Here is a 25759-nt window from a genome sequence, read left to right on the forward strand (position 1 = left end):
CTATCTGCGGAATTTTATATAGTTTCAAATTCTGATCAGTGTCAAAGTTTGATAAACGAAAATTTATTTAATTTTATGATCGAATATACTTAATTACTTTTAGGAAGTTTTCAAAAGTTTTAACTAAGTTAACTGTAAGAACTTAAAAAAATAAAAAGGTAGATTATGAATCCTGAAAAATATGATAGAGAAATCATTTTGTTATGCCCAACTTGTGGAAATTCTGAGATGAAACACTCAGGTGAATCAAGTATCGTCAAATGTACAAGCTGCAATAGGGAAATGACAAAAGACGAACTCATAGAAGAAAATGGTCAAAGTATTGATGATCATGTGAGCGAGGTTAAAAAAGAAATTATAAATGATTTTGAAAAGGAGGTTTCTAAGATATTTAAAAATGCATTTAAAGGCAGTAAAAACATAAGGATAAAGTGATGTCGTCGAGTGATACTATCGCTTTGATAGCTCTTATCGTATCTATTTATACAATTATTTCATCAGAGTTAAAATCAAGGAAAAGTAATAAAGAGCAAAAAGTAATTAAAGATGAGCAAGATAGAATGCGTAAACTTTTACTGGAAAAAGAAACAAAATCTGCAATTGACGAAATGAAAGCTGACCTTGGTGCTAATCTTGTCCGTTTAGGTACTAACAAGTACAGGCTTAAAGTTTTCAATCGAGGAAAATCTGAGGCAAAACATGTCGAAATTCACTTTCCAGATAATGATGGTGATGAATATCTTGTAATGTCCCAAGTCAATGATAAATTTCCTTATGAAATTCTTTATCCACAACAATCAATAGAGATCATTGCTTCCATTCACATGGGAGGTAAAGCCAAGTACAAAATTAAAATTGCTTGGTCGGATAAACACCAAAATAGAAATGAACAAGATGTTATTGTATCAATATAAATAATATTAAAATATACATCTAGCTAAAAAACAAAGCCAAAAAATAGATGACATCCATTATTGAATTCAGCGTTTTGTATTTAAAGTAATAAAATTAACTATTCCAAAGTGTGTCATAGTCTCCCCTTTTCAAATAGGATGAAAAATGAACGATAAGATACAAGAAGAAGTAAAAAAAGATCCTGTTCCCCAAATTACGCAACTAAAAATCAGAAATTTTGGATGTATTGGTGACAATGAAGTATCTATCGATATTGATAGGATCGTTGTTCTTGTTGGTGAAAATAACGCAGGTAAAAGCACAATTCTAAGGGCATTTGAAGTAGTAACTGATAACCAAAAATTATCAATTGATGATTTTTACAATAAAAACAGAGATATAAAGCCAGAAATAACATTAATCTCTACAGTGATTCAAGAAAATAAACCAGGAGATGAATGGTGCAAAGATAACGGTGATGGCACATGGACAGTACAAGAAAAATGGACATGGGAACAACCTGACTCAATACCAACTAAAATTGGATTTTTGGCTAAAGGGAAACGCTGGGCTACCAAGGAAGATAAGGAAAAAGGACCTTGGGGTGCAGCCGCTGTAGCTAAATCCAAAAGACCTAAACCCCACCGAGTTAGTACTTTTGATTCACCTGAAACACAATCACAAGCAATTATATCTCTATTAAATACGGCATTAGAAAGTGAGCTTTCAAAATTAGATTCAAAGGACAATATAACTGAAGATGCTGTTTCTTATAAGGCAACAAAAGCAAAGTTACTAGAGTACAAATCAATAATTAAAAAAACGCAAGATACTCAAATTAGTGAAATACAAAAAAAAGCTAACGATATAATGGAGAGCATATTTCCAAATCATAATTTAGTGATTAAAGATGTCGAATCACCAGATATGACATTAAAACTTTTTAGTAATGAATTTGAAATTGAGATGGGCATGGGAAATAACACATTCCCACTATCTAAGCAAGGGAGCGGCACTCAAAGAACCGCATTATGGGCTATATTAAAAATACTCGCGGACAATGGGTATAAAGCAAAACTAGGAAAAAACGTATCTTGCGAAAGTGTAGGGAAAAATATATCGCACGTTTTACTAATTGATGAGCCTGAAGTTAGCTTACATCCTAAAGCCATTGGAAATGTAAGAGATGTCTTGTACAAGTTAGCTGATGGTGATAATTGGCAAGTAATGATTACAACTCACTCACCTCATTTTATCGATTTAGCTAAAGATCATACAACTATAATAAGAGTGGAAAAAAAACATGATGGAGTAATGCATGCTTCTACATTATTTAGACCTGAAGAAGCGAAACTAAGCACAGATGACAAAGAAAACCTTAAATTAACTAACCTATTTGACTCTCATATATCCGAAGCTTTTTTTGGGGGGCGCGTAATTATTGTAGAAGGAGATACAGAGTACACAGCGTTTAACTTTATAAAATCAAATGAGAAAGAAAATGGAAATAAAGAATATGATGATATTAATATAATTCGCGCTCGTGGAAAAGTTACTGTTGCATCAATGATGAAGGTACTTAATCATTTTAAGAGGAAATACTATGTTCTTCATGACTCTGACTCAGTTATGGTGCAATCAAAAAGAAGAGAGCCTAAGAGCATAGATGGGAAAGTTACATATAAAGTAATAACCATCAAAAATCCAGCTTGGACTAACAACGAAAAAATTCTGGATAATTTCAGTGAGTATAGCAGAGTTGTCGCATCAATAAAAAATTTTGAAGAGGCATACTTTATGGAGTCAATATCATCAGGGAAACCAGATAACTGTATGGAACACATTAAAAACAAAAAAGATAAAAGTCACTATGATAAAATAAAAAAACTACTTGATTTTATTCTTACCGAAAAAGGAAATATAGAAAATGCTATCGCATGGTCAAAGCTAGAAGAATTAGAAAGTGCGTACAATAATTGGGATAAGAATAATATTATTGTTATTTAGGATTGGCAGGAGATATATTTTCGATTAATTTGTGCACCTAGATATCCAGATGCACAAATTAAAAACATTTAGGAACATACCATAGTAGTTATCAAATCAACCACTTTATTTCTTGCTAAAATAACAATGTTGCTTCTATTTTACTCTGTATCAGGAATAGAACTGGCTATTTTTTCGTTAGTTTTTCTGGGTGGTTCAACTTTAAAACCTAGTTTATTTAGGATTAAATCTTTAGCTTCATTAGGCGTCTGAAGAAATTTTTTGAAAGAGTCACTACCTATCATCTCCATCCAAGGAGTATAATGTTCTTTGTCTTTTACCAAACGCAGTGGCTCTTCTTCAAATCGAGTTAATGCGGCTGCAAATAGCCTATTTTCAAAGTCACCATCTAATTGCTTAGCCTCTCTTCTATAACCTTCATATGCTTTAGCTACAGAGGCTTTGAATGCATAATCTTCCGCGAGTTTAAAACGTTGGCTAATTTGCTTTGTTGATAACCAAGCAAACCATAATGGTGCACCAATACTAAGCACAGAAAGAATAACCTGAGTAAGAATAACCGTTAAGCTAGGATTTGGTTTATCCAGAATACTAGAAAGAGCCTTTATTCTTTCAAAACCAACATAAGCTCCAGCGCCTAAAGCAATAAGAAGACCACCAACCCAAAATCTAATGCTAGCATTTAACTTATCCGCTTTAACCTCAAAAGCCCCTGCTAAACCCTTTGCTGTGGTAACTCTAAAAGCATCCTCACATTGTTCTACCAATATAGAGGATTCATCTTTTTTCTCGGTGATTATTTTTAAACTCTCTTCTGTTTCTTCTCTTTTTATCCTTATCTCAAATAGAATTTCCGATATTTCTTTTTCAGTTTTATTTATTTCTTTTCTTGCCTCTTTCAATATTTCCATATCTACAGGAAGTGCTTCAGCAGCACTGTGAGCATCTAAGATAGTCGATATTTTGCTTTTTAACTTATCAATCTCTGGTGATAATTGCTCAAGTCGTAAATTATAACTTCTCAGTCTAGTGTTTAAGTTTCTCGGCATAGCTTTGCTATCATACAATACTTCCCATGAAAATATTTTCTCAACCACACCATTGATATATAACATAGTTGCCATATAAGCTGGTATAGCTTGTAAACCGTTTCCATTATAAATATAAGGTATGGTGCTTTTTATTAAATAGTCTACATTACTAGAAAGTCCATCTATTTCATTATCGTCGTCATCATTTAATTCTTCGATTGGTATCGCATTTATTTTTTCAACCAGTTTCAAAGGCATGCAATTTAAATCATTTGGTGTTATAGCCGGGTATTGCCAACCATAGGTTTCACAAAGCATTGTGCTCCCATCATTTAAAGCTACTAACTGTCGATTCAATTCACTTAATTTCTTGCTCAATCTCTCCAAAGAAGCATTCATTTAGCTCTACCATTTTAACTGATTATTAGATAACCATTTAATACAAACAATTACACTTTGTCATCAATAAAAACTCATTAATCATCAGAAATAGTAATGATTTATGGTGTATATGACAAATGCGGCCCCCCTCGCATGTACAAAAATGTTTGTCCTAATTTACCACTGGTTAATTGAACAGTAGGGAATGGCCGGATATAGTGCCCCCGCAGCGGCAAATTCCGCTGCCGTGATTAGCGTCCCGGAATTCAATAGAGCGCACGACCGCACAGGCGGTTACTATGTGCGGGTACAGTTACACCTGTGAAAAAGCAATGGTGGGCTGGACGGGGGCATCGCAAGATGCGCCGGGTTCTCTGTTGACCGGTTACGCTAACCTCGTTCAGCTCACCACCCTCTTGAGGTTAGCGTCTCTTGGTGGTGATTTTAAAGCCATCAACTGAGAGGTTGTCATCATGGATTCGACGACTAAAGCCCCTTGCCGTACCGCTTTTCTTCACCTGCCAGCATCACTGGCCACCACTCTCCGGCCGGAGGTGCGCCATGTACGATAACTCGCCCCGCGAAGTGGAAGACCTCATTGATCATTGCCGTGCGCTCATTTACGCCGTTATCACTCTCGAATCGCAGGAAGTGAAAGAAATACTCAACTTTGTCCTACAACAGCAAATAGACCTGCTACATCAAACTTATCATCAAGCCACCAGCGAGCCTCTCGAGACCGAATAATCTCTAAATGTAAAAAGGCATCGTGAGATGCCTTTAAAAAGTTTGGGTAACTATTTCAGCCAGATAGCCAATATCCCTCCCCTATGCCCGTTTCCCAAACCTACCATGAATCACATTCTCGCCATTTTCCAGACTATCCATATAGTCGGCATACCATTGCAGCATTTCTCTGCGACCATCCAGATATTGAGCATGATTATAGGTACCGCGAATACTGTTTTTATCGACGTGAGCCAGTTGTGTTTCTATCCAGGCAGTATTAAAGCCCTGCTCATGCAAAATAGTGCTCATTGTGTGGCGAAAACCGTGGCCGGTGGCCCTGCCGTGGTAGCCAATACGCTTTATGACCTGATTAATACTGGCCTCGCTCATTGGCTTTAGACTGTCATTACGACCAGGAAAAACTAATTTAAAGCGACCGGTAATAGCATGCAGTTGCAACAACAACTCTAAAACCTGTTCAGATAAAGGGACCAGATGTGGACGGCGCATTTTCATTCGGATAGTAGGGACTTCCCACAGACCTTTATCTAAATTAAATTCAACCCACTCAGCAGCACGTAGCTCGATTGTTCGAACGCCGGTAAGCATGAGCAAACGGGTTGCTATTCGTGTAACAGGGCTGCCACTATAGGCACTAAGAGACTGAAGATATTCAGGAAGTTCAGCGGCTAAAAGGTGGGGATAATGCTGATGTTTCTGTACTGCCAAAGCACCTGCCAGCTCACTGGCGGGGTTGTTCTCCGCCCTGCCGGTCACGATCGCATAGCGAAAAGTCTGATTGCACGCCTGACGAATTTTGCGCATTTTATCGAGGACACCACGCGCCTCTAGTTTACGCAGTGTTTCAAGCATCTCTAGCGGCTTGATTTCAGCAACCGGGCGCTTTCCAACATAGGGAAATATATCATTTTCAAACGATTCCATTAAATCGTCGGCGTAACCTTTCGACCAATTAGGTCTTTTATAAGCATGCCATTCTCTGGCCAGCGCTTCGAACGTGTTATCAATGCTGACTTTCTTGGCCTGTTTATCTGCTTTTTTTTCTTCACCGGGATCACCACCAGCAGCCAATATTCGTTTGGCTTCGTCTCTTTTGGCACGGGCCTCAGCAAGAGTGATATCGGGATAGACCCCGATTGATAGCAGCTTTTCTTTTCCAGCAATCCGATACTTCAACCGCCAGTAACGTGAACCATTTGTGTTTACTAATAAAAATAATCCACCGCCGTCGGAGAGCTTGTAAGGTTTCTCTTTTCGTTTTGCGGTATCCACTTGCCGGGCGTTTAGTTTCATGTGGGGGTATCTCATTCCATTGAACCTAGACTTACCCCCATTTATACCCCCAACTATCTATAGAACTCAGTAGATGCGGATAAACGTAGGGATACTAGGAAGTTCCAGAGATACTGATTATATAAGGGATTTATGGACTTAGATAGACTTCAGGAGACGTAAAGATGGTACGCCCTACAGGGCTCGAACCTGTGACCTACGGCTTAGAAGGCCGTTGCTCTATCCAACTGAGCTAAGGGCGCATTTGATATTTACCGCAGTATAGAACACTGCTGGCAGTCAGTTGCGGGTTGGATTATACGGGCAGTCGCCTTTGAGTCAATGGCTTTTCGCCTTACGGTTTATTAACTGGCTATTTAATCGTTAATTAATCGTTATTATACGCCTGACAGCACGCTCCGCTTCTGACAAAATAGGCTGATTCCCGCTTTTTTAATTGATGGACCCTTCCACTGATGTCAGCGAAAATTATAGATGGTAAAACGATTGCGCAGCAGGTACGAAACGAAGTAGCTGCGTTGGTACAGAAACGTTTAGCTGCGGGTAAACGTGCCCCTGGCCTTGCTGTTGTGTTGGTAGGTGAAAATCCAGCTTCACAAATTTATGTCGCCAGCAAACGTAAAGCCTGTGAAGAAGTGGGTTTCGTTTCCCGCTCTTATGACCTGCCGATGACCACCACGGAAGCCGAGCTGTTAGCATTGATTGATTCACTGAATGACGATAGTGAAATCGATGGAATTCTGGTGCAACTGCCACTGCCCGCGGGTATTGATAATGTCAAAGTCCTGGAACGTATTCACCCGGATAAAGACGTGGATGGCTTCCATCCATACAATGTTGGTCGCTTGTGTCAGCGGGCGCCTAAACTCCGCCCTTGCACCCCACGCGGCATAGTGACACTGCTAGAGCGTTATGACATCCCGACTTACGGTCTGAACGCCGTCGTGGTGGGCGCATCCAATATTGTCGGCCGTCCGATGAGCCTTGAGCTGCTGCTGGCGGGTTGCACCACTACCGTCACGCATCGTTTTACCAAGAACCTGCGCCAGCATGTCGAAAATGCTGATTTATTAGTCGTTGCCGTCGGTAAACCCGGTTTTATTCCCGGTGAGTGGATAAAACCCGGTGCTATCGTGATTGATGTCGGCATTAACCGCCTGGAAAGTGGTAAAGTAGTCGGTGATGTAGAATTTGATGCCGCCGTTGAGCGTGCGGGTTGGATTACACCGGTTCCCGGTGGCGTCGGGCCGATGACCGTTGCAACACTGATACAAAATACCTTGCAAGCCTGCGAGGAATATCATGACATCAACGAAAATAGAGTGAAAGGACAGTAATGGACATTTTTCATTTGGAAAAACACCCGCACGTCGAACTGTGTGACTTATTAAAGTTGCAAGGTTGGAACGATAGCGGTGCCTCAGCAAAAGCCGCTATCGCTGATGGGCAGGTAAAAGTTGACGGGAATGTAGAAACGCGCAAGCGCTGCAAGATCCTGACTGACCAAATTGTTGAGTTTCAAGGTATGAAAGTACAGGTTAAAGCCTAATAACCTCAGCAACGGCGAGTTTTAGCTGGTTATTGCGAAAAACTGCCGTTGCCGCTCTTAGCGACGTAAAATAGGGGCAAAAAAATGCGGTTACTGGTCAGCACCAGAACCGCAATTTTTTTAGTTTGAGTTCGCTGAACAGTCACCCACTCAGCGCCCTAAAACGCGGTATTATTTACGCCGCCAGGTTGTCCCTTGCGGGCCATCTTCCAACACAATCCCCAACTCATTTAACTGATCGCGAGCAGAATCTGCCAGCGCCCAATCTTTACTGCTACGGGCATCATTGCGCTGTTTGATAAGAGCTTCGATTTTTGCCACTTCGTCGTCGTCAGTCTGCGCACCACTTTGCAAAAACAGTTCTGGATCTTGTTCCAATAACCCCAGCACATGCGCCAGTTTACGCAATTCGGCCGCTAACGCATTTGCCGCGGTCATATCTTCAGCTTTGAGGCGGTTCACTTCACGGGCGATATCAAACAGCACCGAGTAGGCCTCTGGAGTATTGAAATCATCATCCATCGCCGCACGGAAACGCGCTTCAAACTCAGCACCACCCGCCGGCGCTGCATTCACGTCAGTCCCGCGCAGCGCGGTGTATAAGCGCTCTAAAGAAGCACGTGCTTGCTTGAGATTTTCTTCGCTGTAATTAAGCTGGCTACGATAATGGCCGGACATCAGGAAATAACGCACTGTTTCCGCATCGTAGTAGGCCAGCACATCGCGGATAGTGAAAAAGTTATTCAGCGATTTCGACATTTTTTCTTTGTCGATCATCACCATACCGGAGTGCATCCAGTAATTCACATAAGGGCCATCATGCGCACAGGTGGATTGTGCAATTTCATTTTCGTGGTGCGGGAACATCAAATCAGAGCCGCCGCCATGAATATCAAAATGCGCGCCTAACTGCTTGCCGTTCATTGCCGAACATTCAATATGCCAACCAGGGCGGCCCGGTCCCCAAGGTGATTCCCAGCTAGGTTCACCGGGCTTGGACATTTTCCACAAGACAAAATCCATCGGATTGCGTTTAACATCAGCCACTTCGACTCGCGCCCCCGCTTGCAACTGGTCCAGATCTTGACGAGATAACAAACCATAATCCGGATCACTTTCAACGGAGAACATAACATCCCCATTGGCAGCCACATAAGCATGTTCACGGGCGATCAAGCGCTCGGTCAGCTCAATAATTTCTGGGATGTGATGGGTAGCGCGCGGTTCTAAATCTGGGCGTTTGAGATTCAATGCATCAAAATCTTTGTGCATCTCAGCCAACATCCGTGTAGTCAGCTGCTCGCAGGTTTCATTGTTCTCAATGGCACGTTTAATAATTTTATCGTCAACGTCGGTGACATTACGGACATACGTCAAAGAATAACCTAAATAACGCAAATAACGCGCAACGACGTCGAAAGCGACAAAAGTACGCCCATGCCCAATGTGACACAGGTCATAGATGGTGATCCCGCATACATACATACCTATTTTACCGGCATGAATAGGCTTGAATTCCTCTTTTTGGCGACTCAGTGTATTAAAAATCTTTAGCATTGGGACATTCCGTGGTTTTTGTTTTTGCGAAACGCATGGTTTAAAAAGATATCATCAGATTATGCGGTAAATCAGCTCTCGATACAGCACTTTTTCGCACATCCTGGCGGCGTTTCGAGTGCTGACTCAATCCCGTAGATATGATATAAGAGCCGTCTAAAGAGTTACGACTCATTTGTGAATACACTTATTACACTAGCAGGAACATTATTATGGTCACTTTTCATACTAATCACGGCGATATCGTCATCAACACCTTCGCGGATAAAGCGCCGGCTACTGTTGAAAACTTCCTGAACTACTGCCGTAAAGGTTTCTATGATAACACTATTTTCCACCGTGTTATTGATGGTTTCATGATTCAGGGCGGTGGTTTTGAGCCGGGCATGAACCAGAAAACAACTGATGCTCCTATCAAGAACGAAGCCAACAACGGTCTGAAAAATACCCGAGGCACCTTGGCAATGGCGCGTACCAACGATCCACACTCTGCCACTGCTCAGTTCTTTATTAACGTTGCAGACAACGACTTCCTGAACTTCCGTTCAGAGCGCCCAGATGGTTGGGGTTACTGCGTGTTTGCTGAAGTGACTGAAGGTCTGGACGTAGTTGATAAAATTAAAAACGTCGCGACTGGCCGCAGCGGTATGCATCAAGATGTGCCAAAAGAAGATGTGATCATTCAAAGCGTTACTGTTAGCGAGTAATAACGGCTTAATGAGCACGCTTTTTATTGCAGATTTGCATCTTAGCGTTCAGGAACCGGCAATCACTGCCGGTTTCCTGCATTTTATACAGCGTGATGCTATTCATGCTGATGCGTTATATATCCTTGGCGATTTATTCGAATCCTGGATTGGCGACGATGATCCCGAACCGCTGTATCGGCAAGTTGCTGCCGCGTTAAAATCACTCCAACAACAGGGCGTGCCCTGCTACTTCATCCACGGTAACCGCGATTTTCTGCTGGGCAAACGCTTTGCACTTGAAAGTGGCATGATCTTGCTGCCGGAAGAGAAAGTTGTTGAATTGTATGGCCGTAAAATCGTTATTTTACATGGCGATACCCTGTGCACTGATGATGCCGATTATCAGCATTTTCGCCGCCGAGTACACAATCCTTTGATCCAGAAACTCTTTCTGTGGCTACCGCTGCGCTTTCGGTTACGCATTGCTGCTTATATGCGCAATCAAAGCCAACAAAATAATAGCGGCAAATCGCAGCTGATTATGGATGTCAATCCACACGCGGTGATTGAGACTTTCGAGCGAAATAATGTCAGTTGGATGATTCATGGGCATACCCACCGCCCTGCGGTTCATACCGTCGAATTAGCAGCGGCAACGGCACACCGTGTGGTTTTAGGTGCCTGGCATGTTGAAGGCTCCATGGTTAAAGTCACGGCTGATAGTGTTGAATTGATTAAATTCCCGTTTTAAGCCGCATACCAACACTCATTGCCACACTATATACTCTCATCGTATCACTAAAAAAACTGATAAAACCCGCTAAAAGCCGCTACGCAACCGTTTTCCTCGCCTTTGGCTCATGATATGCTCTACGCCCTCTTCACCAGTCATGATTTAAATAAGATCATTCTGGCCGACGCTTGCGCAATCACAGGAGCTTTACACTCATGGGAGCTAACCTCGATTCGGCTTACCCAGCCGGGGTTAAAATCGCTATCGTAATGGGGTCCAAGAGTGACTGGGCCACCATGCAGTTCGCCGCCGACGTGCTCACCACGCTCAATGTCCCCTTTCATGTCGAAGTTGTTTCTGCCCATCGCACCCCCGACAAACTGTTCAGTTTTGCCGAGCAAGCCGATGCTAATGGCTTACATGTCATTATTGCAGGCGCGGGCGGTGCTGCCCACCTGCCGGGTATGTTAGCGGCCAAAACATTGGTGCCGGTCTTAGGTGTGCCGGTACAAAGTGCGGCGTTAAGCGGTGTCGATAGCTTGTATTCCATCGTGCAGATGCCACGTGGTATTCCGGTGGGAACACTGGCCATTGGTAAAGCCGGCGCGGCAAATGCCGCATTGCTGGCAGCTCAAATACTGGCGCTGCATGATGTTGAATTGGCAGCACGTTTAGCGGATTGGCGTAAAAACCAAACTGATGAAGTGTTGGAAAATCCCGATCCGAGGGATGAAGCATGAAACCCGTTTGCGTATTAGGTAATGGCCAACTGGGGCGCATGCTGCGTCAGGCCGGTGAGCCACTGGGCATTGCTGTTTATCCGGTGGGTTTAGATGCCGAGCCAGAAGCCGTGCCTTATCAGCACAGTGTGATTACCGCCGAGATTGAGCGCTGGCCGGAAACCGCGTTAACCCGCGAACTCGCCACCCACACCGCTTTCGTTAACCGCGATATTTTCCCTCGTCTGGCTGACCGTCTGACTCAAAAACAGTTGCTCGATAGCTTGAATTTAGCGACCGCACCCTGGCAATTATTGGCCAGCGATAGTGAGTGGCCGCAGGTCTTTGCCACATTGGGTGAGTTAGCCATCGTGAAACGCCGGGTCGGCGGTTATGACGGGCGGGGTCAATGGCGTTTACGCGCTGGTGAACAAGAGAGCTTGCCCGCCGATGCTTACGGCGAATGTATTGTCGAGCAGGGGATTAACTTTTCCGGCGAAGTTTCATTGGTCGGCGCGCGCAGCCATCAAGGCCAATCCGTCTTTTACCCACTGACCCATAATCTGCATGAAGATGGCATCCTGCGTATGAGCGTGGCACTGCCACAGCCCAATAGCAAACTACAGCAGCAAGCAGAAAAAATGCTGTCTGCAATCATGGATGAGCTGAATTATATTGGTGTAATGGCGATGGAGTGCTTTATCGTCGACGACAGTTTATTAATTAATGAGCTGGCACCGCGCGTGCATAACAGTGGTCACTGGACACAAAATGGTGCGTCTATCAGTCAGTTCGAGCTGCATCTGCGCGCTATTTTGGACTTACCGCTGCCCAAACCGGTGGTGAATACTCCCTCAGCGATGGTCAATCTGATTGGCACGCCAGTGAATATCGAGTGGCTTTCACTGCCCTTGGTGCATCTGCATTGGTATGAAAAAGAAGTGCGCGAAGGCCGTAAAGTGGGCCATTTGAATTTAAATGATCCCGACAGCGCAGCATTAAGTGCGGCCCTGGCGACATTAGCGCCTTTGCTACCCGCGGAATACCAAAACGCCCTGCGCTGGGCGCAAGCTAAATTATAACTGAAGCGCGGGCAGCTTATGCCGCCCGCATTATTTTTCTAATCAGTGTAATGACGGAATAATGCCCGCCCCTGCAACAACCTGGCCCCTAACCAACCGCCACAGAGTGACAGCAACAGTGCTGCCGCCAGTGGCAATAACCACCACATCATCCAGTTAGGTTGCCACGGGAAATCAAACACTAAGCGCTGCAATGCCCAAAGTGCCGCTTCAGCTCCGATCGCTGCTGCCATACCCGCCACCAGCCCCAGCAAGGCGAACTCCCACCACAATGTGCCTCGCAGTAAGCTTTTACTCGCGCCGAGTGTCCGGTAAACCACCAGTTCCTGACGGCGCTGGCGCATGCCGACCTGTACCTGCGCTAATAGCAGCAAAGTGCCACAAATAATTACCAACACCACCATCACTTCCAGTGCTCGGCTGACCTGTTGCAGCACCTGCCCGACCTGTTTCAGCATCGCGCCAATATCCAGCAAACTGAGGGTCGGGAACTGGCGATTCAATTGCGTCAGAACCTCGCCGTCACCGTGATAGCGGAAGCTGGTCAGCCAGGTTTGGGGCTGCCCATCCAGCGCACCCGGTGGGAAAATAAAGTAAAAATTAGGGCGCAAACTTTCCCAATCCACCTGGCGAATACTGTTCACAGTCGCACCAAATGACTGCGTATCGCCACTGAATGTCAGTTTATCGCCGATTTTAATTCCCAGCCGGTCAGCAATTCCTTTCTCAATCGACACTTCATCCGCCTTAGCCGGCCACTGCCCGGCGGTCAAAATATTGTGCTCGGGCAAATCCTGCTGCCAGGTCAGATTCAGCTCGCGATTAACGGCCTCCCCGCCAGGCGCATCTTCCGCGACCCGCTCGGTCGCCAATTGTTGATTAATTTCAGTCAGCCGTGCACGAATAATCGGATAAAAAGTCGACGGCGTTATCTGATGCTGCGTGAGGAACTCCGTGACTTGCGACACCTGTTGCGGCGTAATATTCAGCAGGAAATAATTCGGGCTATCCGGCGGCAATTGCTGTTGCCAGCGGTCCAATAAATCGCCGCGTAATACCAATAATAAAGCCAATAACATAAATGACAGTGAGAATGCCGCCAGTTGAGTCAAGGTCATCCAGGGTTGGCGCAACAAGCGGTTAATCGCCAGCCGCAATGACAGGCGAGTCACCGTCAGGCGGCGCAACAGCAATAAACCGCCCCAGCCGATAATGCCCAGCAATAACGCCAATACCACCATGCCGCCCAAAATGGCCCACAGCAGGGAATTCCCCCCCATCAATAAGGCCAGCAAGCCCACCACCACCGCGATCATTACCGGGATAAAGTAGCGCAGCGGCCAGACATTGGCTGAAACATCACGGCGCAATACTCGCAGCGGTTGAGTGGCCAGCAGTTGTCGATAAGGGCGAATACCCACCAGCAATGAAATCAATATCAGCGATCCCATTGACCATATCCATGGCCAGACACCGGCGGCGGGTAATGCAGCCGGCAATACTGGGGACAACAAGCGGATTAACACTTTCTCGAACAATAAGCCAATGACACTACCGCACAAGCCCGCCAGCACCAACACTGAGATCCACTGGCCGATAATCAGCCGCCGTAGCGCACTGCGCCCGGCCCCCAATGTTTTCAACACCGCCACCAAATCATAGCGGCTGCGGCAATAATGCCCCATTGCCACGGCCACGGCGGCAATGGACAGTAATAACGTCAATAACGCCGATAACAGGAGGAATTGCTGGGCGCGTTGCAGTGATTTTCCCAGCGCGCCGCCAGATTCTTGCAAACCATACCAGCGCTGTTCCGGCTTCAATTGTGGGGTCAGCCAGTCACTGAATTTAGCAATAGCCTCCGGTGTCCCGGCAAACATATAGAGATAATTCAAACGGCTACCCGGTTGTATTGCACCGGTTTTATCTACATCCGCCAGATTAATTAAAACCCGCGGCGCAGTTTGGAAGGGGTTAAATCCTGAATCCGGCTCCTGAAGCACTTCGCCAATAATCTTTAGCGAAGTATCACCGACATCCAGTGTATCGCCGACTTTAACCCCGAGCAGTGCCAGTAATCGCGGGGCCGCCAGCGCCGTTCCCGGTTCAAGTTTGACATCCGCCGGTAAGGTTTCTAGCTTGCCATACAGCGGATAAGCTAAGTCTGTGGCTTTCACATCCGCCAGTTGCGGGCGATCACCGGCAAACGTCATTGTCATGAATGAAAGCTGGCGACTGATAGACAGCCCCTGCTGTTTTGCTTCCAGCAACCAGCTCTCCGGCACCGGATGAGCCGTTTTTAGCACGCGGTCGCCAGCCAAAAAATCACGGCTCTGCTGGCTCAGTCCTTGCTCCATCCGGTCACTAATACTGCCCAGCGCCAGCACACAAGCTACCGCCAGTGTTAATGCCAGCCAGACAATTAATAGTGAGGGTGAGCGCCACTCACGCCAAAACCAGCGCCCAATCATGCTTCCTCCCACAATTTACCGTCTTGGAGCCGCAGCCGCCGCTGGCAACGACCCGCCAATTGCACATCATGAGTGACCAAAATTAATGTGGTGCCGTAGTCCCGGTTCAGGGAAAACAACAAATCGGCTATCTTGTCACCCGTGTGCCGGTCAAGATTACCGGTTGGCTCGTCGGCAAATAACACTTTGGGTCTGCCGCTAAAAGCCCGCGCCAACGCCACCCGCTGCTGTTCGCCGCCCGAAAGCTGGGCGGGCAGATGATGCAACCGCTTCTCCAGCCCGACTAATTTTAATAACTCAATGGCATGGGTTTTACTTTCGCGCTCACTTTCCCCGCGCAATAGCGCCGGAAGCTGGACGTTTTCCAGTGTATTGAGAGTCGGTACCAACATAAATGATTGGAAAACAAAACCAATATTTTTTGCCCGCAGTTGCGCGCGCCCCTCTTCATCCATGGCGGTCAAAGACTGTCCGAGTAAACTAACTTCGCCGCTGCTGCCATCATCAAGCCCGGCCAGAATGCCCAGTAAAGTTGATTTACCTGAACCCGACTCACCAATCAGCGCAATTGTCTGCGCGGGTTTGACAACCAGCTCAACTCCGGTAAGGATGGAGAGCTGTTGCTCACCCTGACCGACGTGTTTATTAAGATGATGAACTTCAAGAACGTTTTCCGCTGGCATCTTCCCTTCCTATTACTGTTGGGATTATTCAGTTTGCGTGCCGCCGCAACCGATACACTTTTGATTCTCGGCGACAGTTTAAGCGCCGGTTACCGCCTGCCCATTGCCGAAGCCTGGCCTTCGCGGCTGGATAAAACATGGCAAGCTACACCGTCATTACCGAAGGTGGTTAACGCCAGTATCAGTGGTGATACTGCGGCACAGGGGTTAGCCCGCCTACCTGCCCTGCTAAAACAACATCAGCCCCGCTGGGTGCTGATTGAATTGGGTGCTAATGACGGCCTGCGCGGCTTCCCACCGCAGGATATTCAACGGGATTTAACACACATCATCAATCAGATAAAGGAGGCCAAGGCCCAGCCCTTATTGATGCAAATCCGTATTCCACCTAACTATGGCCGCCGTTATACTGATGCTTTCGCCGCTATGTACCCGCAGTTGGCGCAGCAATTTGGCATCCCGTTGGTGCCTTTCTTTATGGAACAAGTTGCCGTAAAGCCCGAGTGGATGCAGGATGATGGTTTACACCCTAACGCCGAGGCGCAACCTTTCATAGCAGATTGGATGGCGCAACAACTCAAACCGTTAGTCACCAATAAGAAGTAATAACACTTGTCCAAACAAATAGAATCACTCACTAGGTAAAGTTATGCAAAAAGCAGTATTAATTACCGGTTGTTCCAGCGGTATTGGCCTGATTGCGGCGCAAGACTTGAAAAACCGAGGTTATCGCGTGCTGGCGGCCTGTCGTAAACCCGATGATGTCACCAGGATGACTCAGTTGGGTCTGGAAGGTATTGAGCTGGATTTGGATGACAGTGCCAGTGTCGAACGCGCCGCCGCGCAGGTTATCGCGCTGACCGGTGGGCGTTTATATGCTTTGTTTAACAATGGCGGCTTTGGGTTATATGGCCCATTGCAGACGATTTCGCGCCAGCAGTTGGAAAAACAATTTTCCACCAACCTGTTTGGTACCCACCAACTGACGCAACTTTTGCTGCCCGCCATGTTGCCTCACGGCGAAGGGCGCATTATTCAAACCAGCTCAGTGATGGGGTTAGTTTCAACTGCCGGTCGCGGTGCCTATGCCGCCAGTAAATATGCGCTGGAAGCTTGGTCAGATGCACTGCGCATGGAGCTGCATGACAGCGGAATTCATGTCAGTTTGATTGAGCCGGGGCCAATAAGCACCCATTTCACGCAAAATGTGAATCAAGCTCAGGTTGATAAGCCGGTGAATAATCCTGGTATTGCCAAGCGTTTTACACTGCCGCCAGAAGCTATTTTGCCGAAATTGCGCCATGCGTTGGAAAGCCCGCGTCCGCAATTGCGCTATCCGGTCACTTTAGTCGCCCATGCGCTGACGATCTTGCGCCGCATCTTGCCGGGCCGCCTGTTAGACAAAGTCCTGCGTGGCAATTCCTAAGCTTGAGGTTGAAGCGACATAATCTGCCCCCATCTACTGTTAAAACGGATGAGAGAAATAATTCATGCTAGCACCTACTACGATTGATATTACTGAAGCGAACCTACATCAGGTTTTAGAACAATCCATGGCTGTGCCTGTGCTGTTCTATTTTTGGTCTGAACGCAGCCAGCACTGTCTGCAACTGACCCCAGTGCTGGATAAACTGGCCGCAGAATATGCGGGCCAATTCATTCTGGCGCGTGTTGATTGCGATGCACAACAGATGGTGGCGTCACAGTTTGGTTTGCGCTCCATTCCGGCTGTTTATCTCTTTAAGGACGGTCAGCCAGTTGATGGATTCCAAGGGCCACAGCCAGAGGAAGTTATCCGCGAACTACTGCAACGAGTGTTACCGAAACCTGAAGAGTTGAAAGCTGCCGAAGCTGCACAGTTGATGAGTGAGGGTAAAGTGCAGGAAGCATTGCCATTGCTGAAAGACGCCTGGCAGCTAATGCAACAAAGCAATAATCCTCAGACCAGCGATATCGCACTGCAACTGGCGGAAGCACAAATTTTGCAAAACCGCAGTGAAGATGCTGAAGCCGTGCTGGCGACCATCCCACTGCAAGACCGTGATACCCGATATCAGGGGCTAATGGCACAAATTGAGTTACTTAAACAAGCCGCTGACACTCCCGAAATCCAGCTGTTACAACAACAAGTGGCTGAGCAGCCCGATAACGCTGAACTGGCGGTGCAATTAGCCCTGCAACTGCATCAGGTCGGCCGCAATGAAGAGGCTCTTGAGTTGCTGCTGGGCCACTTGAAGAAAGACTTAGCTGCGGCAAATGGCACGGCGCGTAAGACATTAATGGATATTTTGGCCGCATTAGGTACTGGCGATGCGCTGGCGGCCAAATATCGCCGTCAACTTTACTCCTTACTCTACTGACCGGCGCGTTTAGCGGCTATTCGCCGTGATACAGTTGCCATTATTTGCTACTGCGCGGAGTCACTCCGCGCTGTTTTATTCTGCCCCGGCCTCACTTTATCTCCTTTACACGCTTTTACCTGCCTTTCGTTAGGCGTTTAGCGCCCGGTCACGTAATATTAAGAAACAAAAATCATTGCTGACAGGAAGTTAAATATGTTTACAGTCATCCCTGTTCTTATCGTCGTTGCCCTGATTGTGGTCTTTTCCTCAATCAAAATCGTCCCGCAAGGTTTTCAATGGACTGTCGAGCGTTTTGGTCGTTATACCAAAACATTGATGCCAGGCCTGAATATCGTTGTGCCATTTATGGATCGTGTTGGTCGCAAAATCAATATGATGGAACAAGTTCTGGATATCCCATCCCAAGAAATCATTTCCCGTGATAATGCCAACGTGGCGATTGATGCCGTTTGCTTTATCCAAGTTATTGATCCCGTAAAAGCAGCCTATGAAGTCAGCAATTTGGAATCGGCCATTATCAATTTGACCATGACCAACTTCCGTACCGTTTTAGGCTCTATGGAGCTGGACGAAATGTTGTCCCAACGTGACAACATCAACGGCCGCCTGCTGCACATTGTTGATGAAGCCACCAACCCGTGGGGCATCAAAGTGACCCGAATTGAAGTCCGTGACGTGCGCCCACCGGCTGAACTAATTTCTGCGATGAATGCTCAGATGAAAGCTGAACGTACCAAACGTGCGGATATTCTGGAAGCTGAAGGGGTTCGTCAGGCGGCTATTTTGCGTGCCGAAGGTGAGAAACAATCACAAATTCTGAAAGCTGAAGGTGAGCGTCAGTCCGCATTCTTACAGGCAGAAGCCCGTGAACGTGGTGCTGAAGCTGAAGCCCAGGCAACCAGAATGGTTTCTGAAGCTATCGCTGCCGGTGATATTCAAGCTATTAACTATTTTGTGGCACAGAAATACACCGACGCCCTGCAACACATTGGTTCGGCCAATAACAGTAAAGTCATTATGATGCCGCTAGAAGCCAGTAGCTTAATGGGCGCTATCGGCGGTATTGCAGAGCTGATTGGTGAGAGTAAAAACAGCCGGGGTAAATAACCATGCTGGAAGCAATTGCAGCAAATCCAAGTTGGTTTTGGCTATCACTCGGTGGGCTACTACTGGCCGCTGAGATGCTGGGTGCCAGTGGTTATATGCTGTGGAGCGGCGTCGCTGCCGTGGTTGTCGGTGCTCTGGTCTGGCTATTTCCCTTTAGTTGGGAGATGCAGGGCGTGTTGTTTGCCGTTCTGACGGTGGTTTCTGCATTTCTATGGTGGTATTGGCTGAGTAAACGTACCAAACCACAGCCAGCCATGCTGAACCAGCGTAGCCATCAATTGTTGGGAACGCGGGCAACGCTGACGGAACCGACAGTTGACGGTTTTGGCCGTATGAGAGTCGGCGACAGCAGTTGGCGTATTTATAGCGCGAATGAGTTGGCTATTGGCACCGAAGTTGAAGTGATATTAGTGGAAGGCAATACCTTACACGTTAGGGCTATTCATCACTAATATATTGATATAATGGCGTATTTATCTAAATGCGCCATTAACCATACGCAAAACGTCAAATGAATATCTCATCATCCAACTTCTTGCTTTTAGTCTCTTGCTTCTCACTCCCGTGACAACACCCCGCCAGGTTATTGATAATCGGGCATTCTGCGCCATCATCCCCTGGGCATTCGTCCGCTAAAGCCAATAAACGTAATCGCATTTGTTTAAGATCATTAATATGGTGTTCTATTTCCGCAACCTTTTGTAACGTCGCGGCTTTTACATCTGCACTGTGACGGGCAGGGTTATGAAACAACGCCAGTAACTCGCGGCATTCATCTAAGGTAAAACCCACCTGCCGCGCCTGACGCAACAAAGTTAACTCTTCAATATGTTTGGCGCTGTAGCTGCGATAACCATTATCCGTGCGGATAGGTGGTGTCACCAGTTTCTTCTCTTCGTAAAAACGGATGGCTTTGCTGGTTAAACCGGTTTTTTTTGCCACATCACTAATATTCATTCGCCCCCTTGACCTTACCCTTGCTGGAAGGTTTAACCTCTATAATTAGTGAAAGGAACGATGCCAGTCAAGCAGAATAAAACCTGCGCATATTAAGGTTCATCATTGCCCTGAATAAAAGCTATGGCTGGGAATACCGACTAAACTTATCCCTACAAAATTTATGGATAGGGTGCTACTCGAGAAGGAGTCAACTATGTTGCAAACCACGGTGCTGGCCCTACACGGCCTTTCCTGTATGAATTGTGCCAAACGTGTAAAAACGGCATTAGAAAGCCGGGAAGATGTTCATCATACAGAAGTGAATGTTCACTATGCCAAAGTGACGGGCGAAGCCGAAACTACGGCTTTAATTGATACCGTCAAGCAAGCCGGTTATCAAGCCGAGGAAGCGCAACATCCTGATATTGAACTACAACTTTCCGGTCTGAGTTGCGGGCATTGTACCGAATCTACCCGTAAAGCGCTGGAAGCCGTTCCCGGTGTTATTGCAGCCGATGTGTCCCTCGATAGCGCCAAAGTGTATGGCAAAGTCGATGCACAAATTCTGATTGATGCCGTAGAGCAAGCGGGCTATCACGCCACATTAACAGGGACGCACGCCCCAAAAACTGAGCCGCTGACTCACTCAGCCCCATCTTCGCCGGAATATCTGGCAGCGGCCTCTTCCTCAATTCCGGCAGCAACCAATATTCCGGCAGCAACCAATAATGTTAAAAAAAGCGAAACCCACCAAACAGCTGAGCCAGCAACCCGTGATAGCGACAGTGTTCAGCTATTGCTGACCGGCATGAGCTGCGCCAGTTGCGTATCCAAAGTACAGAATGCACTGGAAAATGTTGATGGTGTCGAGGTTGCGCGCGTCAATTTAGCGGAGCGCAGTGCATTAGTGACCGGCCACCCAAGCAATGAGGCTTTGATCGCGGCAGTCAAAAATGCCGGTTATGGTGCTGAAATCATTGAAGATGAAGGCGAGCGACGCGAACGTCAGCAACAAATGTCGCACGCCAGTATGAAGCGCTTCCAGTGGCAAGCGGCGCTCGGCCTGTTATTGGGTATCCCATTGATGGGATGGGGGTTATTTGGCGGGAGCATGACGCTCACTCCCGAAACTCAGACGCCTTGGTTGATTATTGGGATAATTACCCTATTGGTAATGATATTTGCCGGTGGGCATTTTTATCGTAATGCTTGGGTCAGTCTGAAGAATGGCAGCGCGACCATGGATACTTTGGTCGCACTGGGGACTGGCGCGGCCTGGGTTTACTCCATCACAGTGAACATCTGGCCGGATGTGTTCCCGATGGAAGCCCGTCATCTCTATTACGAAGCCAGTGCCATGATTATCGGATTAATTAACCTGGGTCATGCTATGGAACAACGCGCCAGACAGCGCTCCTCTAATGCATTGGAGCGCTTGTTGGATTTAGCTCCGCCGACGGCGCGGGTCGTGACGGACGACGGCGAGAAACTCATCCCGCTGGCGGATGTGCAACTGGGCATGACTTTGCGCCTCACCACTGGTGACCGCGTGCCCGTTGATGGGGAAATTGTGCAGGGCGAAGTGTGGATGGACGAAGCCATGTTGACTGGCGAACCCATCCCGCAACAAAAGTCAGCCGGTGATGTCGTTCATGCTGGGACACAAGTGCAGGATGGGTCGGTGTTGTTCCGCGCCAATGCTATCGGCAGCCAGACAACATTAGCGCGAATCATCAAGCTGGTGCGCCAGGCCCAAAGCAGTAAACCCGAAATGGGTAAGCTGGCCGATAGGATCTCCGCCGTCTTTGTGCCGACCGTGGTCGCGATTGCCGTGATTGCCGGGCTGATTTGGTATTTCTTCGGCCCACAACCGCAACTGGTCTATACCCTGGTGGTCGCCACCACGGTGCTGATTATTGCTTGCCCTTGTGCGCTTGGGCTGGCAACGCCGATGTCGATTATCTCCGGTGTGGGGCGGGCGGCTGAATTCGGGGTATTAGTGCGAGATGCCGATGCATTGCAGCAGGCCAGTAACCTCGACACATTGGTGTTCGACAAAACCGGCACCCTGACCGAAGGGCACCCGCAAGTGGTGGCAATTCATACCTTTAACGGGGTCAGTGAGCAGCAAGCGCTGGAGTGGGCAGCCGCGCTGGAAACCGGCTCTAATCACCCGCTGGCGCGCGCTATTTTACAGCGTGCTGAGGGGCTGACACTGGCGACGGTCAACCAATTCCGCACCCTGCGCGGTTTGGGGGTCAGTGGCGAGGTCGACGGCATTCCACTGTTACTGGGCAATAATCGCCTGTTGGAAGAGCAACAGATTGATACCAGTGAGTTGCAATCATTGATGCAGCAAGAAGCTGAAAGTGGTGCGACGCCGGTGATTCTGACCGCGCAAGGGAAACCGGCGGCACTGCTGTCCATCCGCGACCCACTGCGCAGTGACAGCATCAGCGCGCTGCAACGTTTGCATCAGCGGGGATACAACTTGGTGATGTTAACCGGCGATAACCCTATAACTGCGAATGCTATTGCCAAAGAAGCCGGGATTGACCAGGTGATCGCCGGTGTCCTGCCGGATGGTAAAGCCGAAGCAATCAAGCAACTGCAAGCCGCCGGACATAAAGTGGCCATGATTGGTGACGGTATTAATGATGCGCCCGCACTGGCACAAGCCGATGTCGGGATTGCCATGGGCGGCGGCAGTGATATTGCGATTGAAACGGCGGCTATTACCCTGATGCGCCATAGCCTACACGGGGTTGCGGATGCGGTTGAGCTTTCCAAAGCAACATTGCGCAATATGAAGCAAAACCTGTTGGGAGCCTTTTTCTACAATGCACTGGGTATTCCGATTGCGGCGGGTATTTTGTTCCCCTTCACCGGCACATTACTCAGCCCGGTCGTCGCGGGAGCAGCAATGGCACTGTCATCCATTACCGTGGTCAGCAACGCCAACCGCTTATTGCGTTTTAAACCTAAACAGTAACCGTCCCAGTATGCTCAAAGTCATTGGAGATACAGGAAGGCGGCAAGCGAGCCATGCCCATGGACGGGCCGAATAACGAAGGAAGCCAACGCACATACAGCTTTAGGTATGATGGATATAACCTAATGGTGCACAACACTTTCTTGTGCGCCATTTAGCGTTTAGGATACAGAAAACGCTAAAAAGGGAATCAACCGGCATGAGCCCATTATTTCGCCGCATCGCAAAATTTTTAGGAATTGCCACAGCAACGACCTATTCCTATCCCGCGTTGGATGTCACCATACCCGGTGAGCGCCACTTTCATTTGGTTGGCAGTATCCATATGGGAACCGAAGGTATGTTTCCCCTCCCCCACGAATTGCTGAATAAATTGAATCAAGCGGATGCACTTATTGTGGAAGCTGATATCACTGAAGCGGCCTCACCCTTTGGTAACGAAACTCTGGCCGAGCCGCTAATTGACAGATTATCTGAAGAACACTATCAACAGTTGCTACAGCGCTGCGAAGAACTGAATAATGACCCACTGTCCATGGCCCTTTTGCCCGCATGGCAAGTCGCCTTGATGCTTCAGGCGCGCCAGGCGCAACGTCTAGGATTACGCGGTGAATACGGTATCGACTATCAATTACTGAAAGCGGCCGCAGCACAGAAGAAAACCGTCATTGAGCTGGAGGGCGCACAAATGCAGCTCGATTTGCTGGAGACATTACCCGATAACGGCATGTCTTTACTGCTCGATACCTTGGCCCATTGGCATACTAATGCCCGCCTGCTGCAAACCATGATGAGCTGGTGGCTGGAGCATCACCCGATAAATGACCTGTCCACACTGGCCCCTACCTTTAGCCAAGGTCTGTATGACGTGCTGATGATTCAACGCAACAAACGCTGGCAGCAGCAGCTTGAACAGCTACCTGGCGGGCGCTATGTGGTGTCGGTTGGCGCATTGCATTTATATGGCGAGGGTAATCTTCCCGAACTATTGAAGCCTAACCTACAGTAAAAACACAAAAAAATGGCCAATATTGCTATCGGCCAGTCAAAGAGGAACTTTCATTATTTTAGTTATTCAGCTCTCATATTCCTTGCGGATAATATAAGCAGCAAGTACAGGGTAACAACCCGACGATTAGATTAGCAACAGACATTCGCCCTGTATCATTCCACAATGAATCATTATACTGATTTTGCTAGGTTAATTTTTAAGCCTACAACAATGATTGCGTGTAGGATATTCCACTTGAATAAATTTTCATTTTTAATTGGACGTTTATTATGACACCTGCGGTCGTTTTGCTGGAAAAACAAAAAGTTCCTTTCACATTGCACCCTTACCACCATAATGCAGCAGAAACTAACTTCGGTGATGAAGCGGTTAAAAAACTGGGGCTTAATGCGGACCAGGTTTATAAAACTTTACTGGTGGCGTTAAATGGCGATGCCAAAAATCTGGCGGTGGCAGTCACGCCTGTCGCCACCCAGCTTGACCTAAAAAAAGTCGCACGCGCATTGGGGGCCAAAAAAGCTGAGATGGCCGACCCACAATTGGCACAACGCAGCACCGGCTATTTAGTTGGCGGTATTAGCCCATTGGGGCAGAAAAAGCGCTTACCCACGGTGATTGATAGCCCGGCTCAAGAATATGCCACCATATTTGTTTCCGGCGGCAAACGCGGTTTAGATATTGAATTAGCTGCAACAGACTTATGCCGCTTACTGCAAGGCACATTCGCGGATATCGCCAAGCGGGATTGATACTAAAAAGTTGTGACCAGAAGCCTCCACTCACTACATGGAGGCTTCTGTATTTACAGGTTACTTATAAACAACTTTATTTATAGATACCTTTATTTATAAATAATTATGTAATCACTTTATAAATTAGGCTCATTAACATTCAGATATCTTCGGCATACTGACTTTACCAATTAAGAAGAGCGTCATGAATAAAGCACATTAGGCAGACTGGGACGAATTTGATATATCGTTATTTCCCGCGCACTCTACGGCCGCACGAATGACTTATAGAGGGAATTTTTCCGATGAAAAAATCAACTAAAACAATAAATCAGGAATAAAATATTGCTCCTGGAAATGAATAGAGAAATATTACCTCTTGGAATAGTGAGTGCCCCATTCACTAAAGCGAGATGGAAGTATCATTCTTACGTGATATTGAACTTGCTGCTGGTGACAATAGCTTTTGTGATCAATACTACAATAGTTTTAAACTTCGATTTTCGAAATCTACCTTGCGGCTAATTGGTGTTCAGAAAGATCATGTCATTTGCTTTCCAGCCCATGGAAATAGCATGGAGCCGATTTAGCTAAAAGGTACGACTGTAGATGTTGATTGCGCAAATAAAAAAATTGCCGATGGCAAGATATATGCAATCAATCAAGACAGATTAAAACATCTTAAACTTTTATATTGCATGCCAGGAAATAAACTCAGTATCCGCAGCCTTAATAAAGTTGAGCGCCCAGATAAAGATGCTGATGGAGATACCGTA

The 25759-nt window shown here is 46.9% G+C and carries 24 protein-coding genes and 1 tRNA gene; 18 read left to right on the plus strand and 7 right to left on the minus strand.

Annotated features, from left to right (window positions below; translation table 11 throughout):
* Nucleotides 1–165: 165 nt before the first annotated feature.
* The 3 genes from FTA91_RS19710 to FTA91_RS19720 all read left to right on the plus strand — a co-directional run bounded on the left by FTA91_RS19710 (nt 166) and on the right by FTA91_RS19720 (nt 2901).
* Nucleotides 166–435 carry an ECs_2282 family putative zinc-binding protein gene (locus FTA91_RS19710; RefSeq protein WP_145583793.1) on the plus strand — a complete coding sequence of 90 codons (270 nt, stop codon included), beginning with the start codon at nt 166–168 and terminating at the stop codon, nt 433–435.
* Nucleotides 435–914 carry a hypothetical protein gene (locus FTA91_RS19715; protein WP_145583795.1) on the plus strand — a complete coding sequence of 160 codons (480 nt, stop codon included), beginning with the start codon at nt 435–437 and terminating at the stop codon, nt 912–914. Before FTA91_RS19710 ends, FTA91_RS19715 begins: the two co-directional genes overlap by 1 nt.
* Nucleotides 915–1059: 145 nt before the next feature.
* The gene (locus tag FTA91_RS19720) at nt 1060–2901 is read left to right on the plus strand and encodes an ATP-dependent nuclease (RefSeq protein WP_145583797.1); all 1842 of its coding nucleotides are present in this window, start codon (nt 1060–1062) and stop codon (nt 2899–2901) included.
* 140 nt (nt 2902–3041) lie between these two features.
* On the opposite strand, the gene FTA91_RS19725 is transcribed toward FTA91_RS19720, so the two are convergent.
* A complete protein-coding gene (locus FTA91_RS19725) occupies nt 3042–4331 on the minus strand; it encodes a hypothetical protein (RefSeq protein WP_145583799.1) in 1290 nt (429 codons plus the stop codon).
* Between the two features lie 543 nt (nt 4332–4874).
* On the opposite strand from FTA91_RS19725, the gene FTA91_RS19735 reads away from it, so the two are divergent.
* On the plus strand, nt 4875–5060 hold the full coding sequence (locus FTA91_RS19735; RefSeq protein WP_186377383.1) for a hypothetical protein: 186 nt from the start codon (nt 4875–4877) through the stop codon (nt 5058–5060).
* A gap of 81 nt (nt 5061–5141) precedes the next feature.
* Here the strand turns inward: FTA91_RS19735 and FTA91_RS19740 are convergent, their stop codons facing one another.
* Together FTA91_RS19740 and FTA91_RS19745 are read right to left on the minus strand one after the other, a co-directional pair.
* Nucleotides 5142–6356 (minus strand): tyrosine-type recombinase/integrase, encoded by a 1215-nt coding sequence (locus FTA91_RS19740; RefSeq protein ID WP_145583802.1) that lies wholly within the window; start codon nt 6354–6356, stop codon nt 5142–5144.
* Nucleotides 6357–6521: 165 nt separating this feature from the next.
* A tRNA-Arg gene (locus FTA91_RS19745) sits at nt 6522–6598 on the minus strand.
* A 213-nt stretch (nt 6599–6811) separates the two neighbouring features.
* Between FTA91_RS19745 and folD the strand changes: the two genes are divergently transcribed.
* Both folD and ybcJ read left to right on the plus strand, forming a co-directional pair.
* On the plus strand, nt 6812–7693 hold the full coding sequence (folD, locus tag FTA91_RS19750; RefSeq protein WP_038631653.1) for a bifunctional methylenetetrahydrofolate dehydrogenase/methenyltetrahydrofolate cyclohydrolase FolD: 882 nt from the start codon (nt 6812–6814) through the stop codon (nt 7691–7693).
* Nucleotides 7693–7905, plus strand: coding sequence for a ribosome-associated protein YbcJ (gene ybcJ, locus FTA91_RS19755; protein ID WP_050112918.1), 213 nt, complete (start codon nt 7693–7695; stop codon nt 7903–7905). Before folD ends, ybcJ begins: the two co-directional genes overlap by 1 nt.
* 171 nt (nt 7906–8076) lie before the next feature.
* Here ybcJ and cysS read toward each other — a convergent pair whose 3' ends face one another.
* Nucleotides 8077–9462 carry a cysteine--tRNA ligase gene (cysS, locus tag FTA91_RS19760; RefSeq protein WP_050112917.1) on the minus strand — a complete coding sequence of 462 codons (1386 nt, stop codon included), beginning with the start codon at nt 9460–9462 and terminating at the stop codon, nt 8077–8079.
* Between the two features lie 212 nt (nt 9463–9674).
* Here cysS and ppiB point away from each other — a divergent pair, with 212 nt between their 5' ends.
* The 4 genes from ppiB to purK all read left to right on the plus strand — a co-directional run bounded on the left by ppiB (nt 9675) and on the right by purK (nt 12685).
* Nucleotides 9675–10169, plus strand: a complete 495-nt coding sequence (gene ppiB / locus FTA91_RS19765; protein ID WP_038631646.1) for a peptidylprolyl isomerase B — start codon at nt 9675–9677, stop codon at nt 10167–10169.
* 10 nt (nt 10170–10179) lie between these two features.
* Nucleotides 10180–10902, plus strand: coding sequence for a UDP-2,3-diacylglucosamine diphosphatase (locus FTA91_RS19770; RefSeq protein ID WP_145536245.1), 723 nt, complete (start codon nt 10180–10182; stop codon nt 10900–10902).
* A gap of 197 nt (nt 10903–11099) precedes the next feature.
* The gene (gene purE / locus FTA91_RS19775; protein WP_050112915.1) at nt 11100–11624 is read left to right on the plus strand and encodes a 5-(carboxyamino)imidazole ribonucleotide mutase; all 525 of its coding nucleotides are present in this window, start codon (nt 11100–11102) and stop codon (nt 11622–11624) included.
* The gene (gene purK, locus FTA91_RS19780; RefSeq protein ID WP_145536244.1) at nt 11621–12685 is read left to right on the plus strand and encodes a 5-(carboxyamino)imidazole ribonucleotide synthase; all 1065 of its coding nucleotides are present in this window, start codon (nt 11621–11623) and stop codon (nt 12683–12685) included. The genes purE and purK overlap by 4 nt, the downstream gene beginning before the upstream one ends.
* Nucleotides 12686–12723: 38 nt before the next feature.
* On the opposite strand, the gene ybbP is transcribed toward purK, so the two are convergent.
* Both ybbP and ybbA read right to left on the minus strand, forming a co-directional pair.
* Nucleotides 12724–15156 (minus strand): putative ABC transporter permease subunit YbbP, encoded by a 2433-nt coding sequence (gene ybbP, locus FTA91_RS19785; RefSeq protein WP_145583804.1) that lies wholly within the window; start codon nt 15154–15156, stop codon nt 12724–12726.
* Nucleotides 15153–15839, minus strand: a complete 687-nt coding sequence (gene ybbA, locus FTA91_RS19790) for a putative ABC transporter ATP-binding protein YbbA (RefSeq protein WP_004390643.1) — start codon at nt 15837–15839, stop codon at nt 15153–15155. The genes ybbP and ybbA overlap by 4 nt, the downstream gene beginning before the upstream one ends.
* Here ybbA and tesA point away from each other — a divergent pair.
* The 5 genes from tesA (at nt 15810) to FTA91_RS19815 (ending at nt 19761) form a co-directional block, all read left to right on the plus strand.
* Nucleotides 15810–16445 (plus strand): multifunctional acyl-CoA thioesterase I/protease I/lysophospholipase L1, encoded by a 636-nt coding sequence (gene tesA / locus FTA91_RS19795; protein WP_050112911.1) that lies wholly within the window; start codon nt 15810–15812, stop codon nt 16443–16445. The genes ybbA and tesA overlap by 30 nt on opposite strands.
* A gap of 43 nt (nt 16446–16488) precedes the next feature.
* On the plus strand, nt 16489–17265 hold the full coding sequence (locus FTA91_RS19800; RefSeq protein ID WP_145536242.1) for an SDR family oxidoreductase: 777 nt from the start codon (nt 16489–16491) through the stop codon (nt 17263–17265).
* Nucleotides 17266–17329: 64 nt separating this feature from the next.
* A complete protein-coding gene (locus tag FTA91_RS19805; protein ID WP_145536241.1) occupies nt 17330–18199 on the plus strand; it encodes a thioredoxin family protein in 870 nt (289 codons plus the stop codon).
* 195 nt (nt 18200–18394) lie between these two features.
* Nucleotides 18395–19309 carry an SPFH domain-containing protein gene (locus tag FTA91_RS19810; RefSeq protein WP_004704953.1) on the plus strand — a complete coding sequence of 305 codons (915 nt, stop codon included), beginning with the start codon at nt 18395–18397 and terminating at the stop codon, nt 19307–19309.
* 2 nt (nt 19310–19311) lie between these two features.
* Nucleotides 19312–19761 (plus strand): NfeD family protein, encoded by a 450-nt coding sequence (locus tag FTA91_RS19815; protein ID WP_050112908.1) that lies wholly within the window; start codon nt 19312–19314, stop codon nt 19759–19761.
* A gap of 55 nt (nt 19762–19816) precedes the next feature.
* On the opposite strand, the gene cueR is transcribed toward FTA91_RS19815, so the two are convergent.
* Complete coding sequence (gene cueR / locus FTA91_RS19820) at nt 19817–20266, minus strand: Cu(I)-responsive transcriptional regulator (RefSeq protein ID WP_050112907.1); 450 nt, start codon at nt 20264–20266, stop codon at nt 19817–19819.
* A 196-nt stretch (nt 20267–20462) separates the two neighbouring features.
* Between cueR and copA the strand changes: the two genes are divergently transcribed.
* From copA to ybaK, 3 genes are all read left to right on the plus strand, one after another.
* Nucleotides 20463–23240: a copper-exporting P-type ATPase CopA gene (gene copA, locus FTA91_RS19825; protein WP_145583806.1), complete on the plus strand. Its 2778-nt coding sequence runs from the start codon at nt 20463–20465 to the stop codon at nt 23238–23240.
* A 199-nt stretch (nt 23241–23439) separates the two neighbouring features.
* Nucleotides 23440–24249, plus strand: a complete 810-nt coding sequence (locus tag FTA91_RS19830) for a TraB/GumN family protein (RefSeq protein WP_145536239.1) — start codon at nt 23440–23442, stop codon at nt 24247–24249.
* A 272-nt stretch (nt 24250–24521) separates the two neighbouring features.
* Nucleotides 24522–25001 carry a Cys-tRNA(Pro)/Cys-tRNA(Cys) deacylase YbaK gene (ybaK, locus tag FTA91_RS19835; RefSeq protein ID WP_145583808.1) on the plus strand — a complete coding sequence of 160 codons (480 nt, stop codon included), beginning with the start codon at nt 24522–24524 and terminating at the stop codon, nt 24999–25001.
* Nucleotides 25002–25759: the final 758 nt, after the last annotated feature.

It is taken from the genome of Yersinia thracica (assembly GCF_902170565.1).
Lineage (GTDB): Bacteria > Pseudomonadota > Gammaproteobacteria > Enterobacterales > Enterobacteriaceae > Yersinia > Yersinia thracica.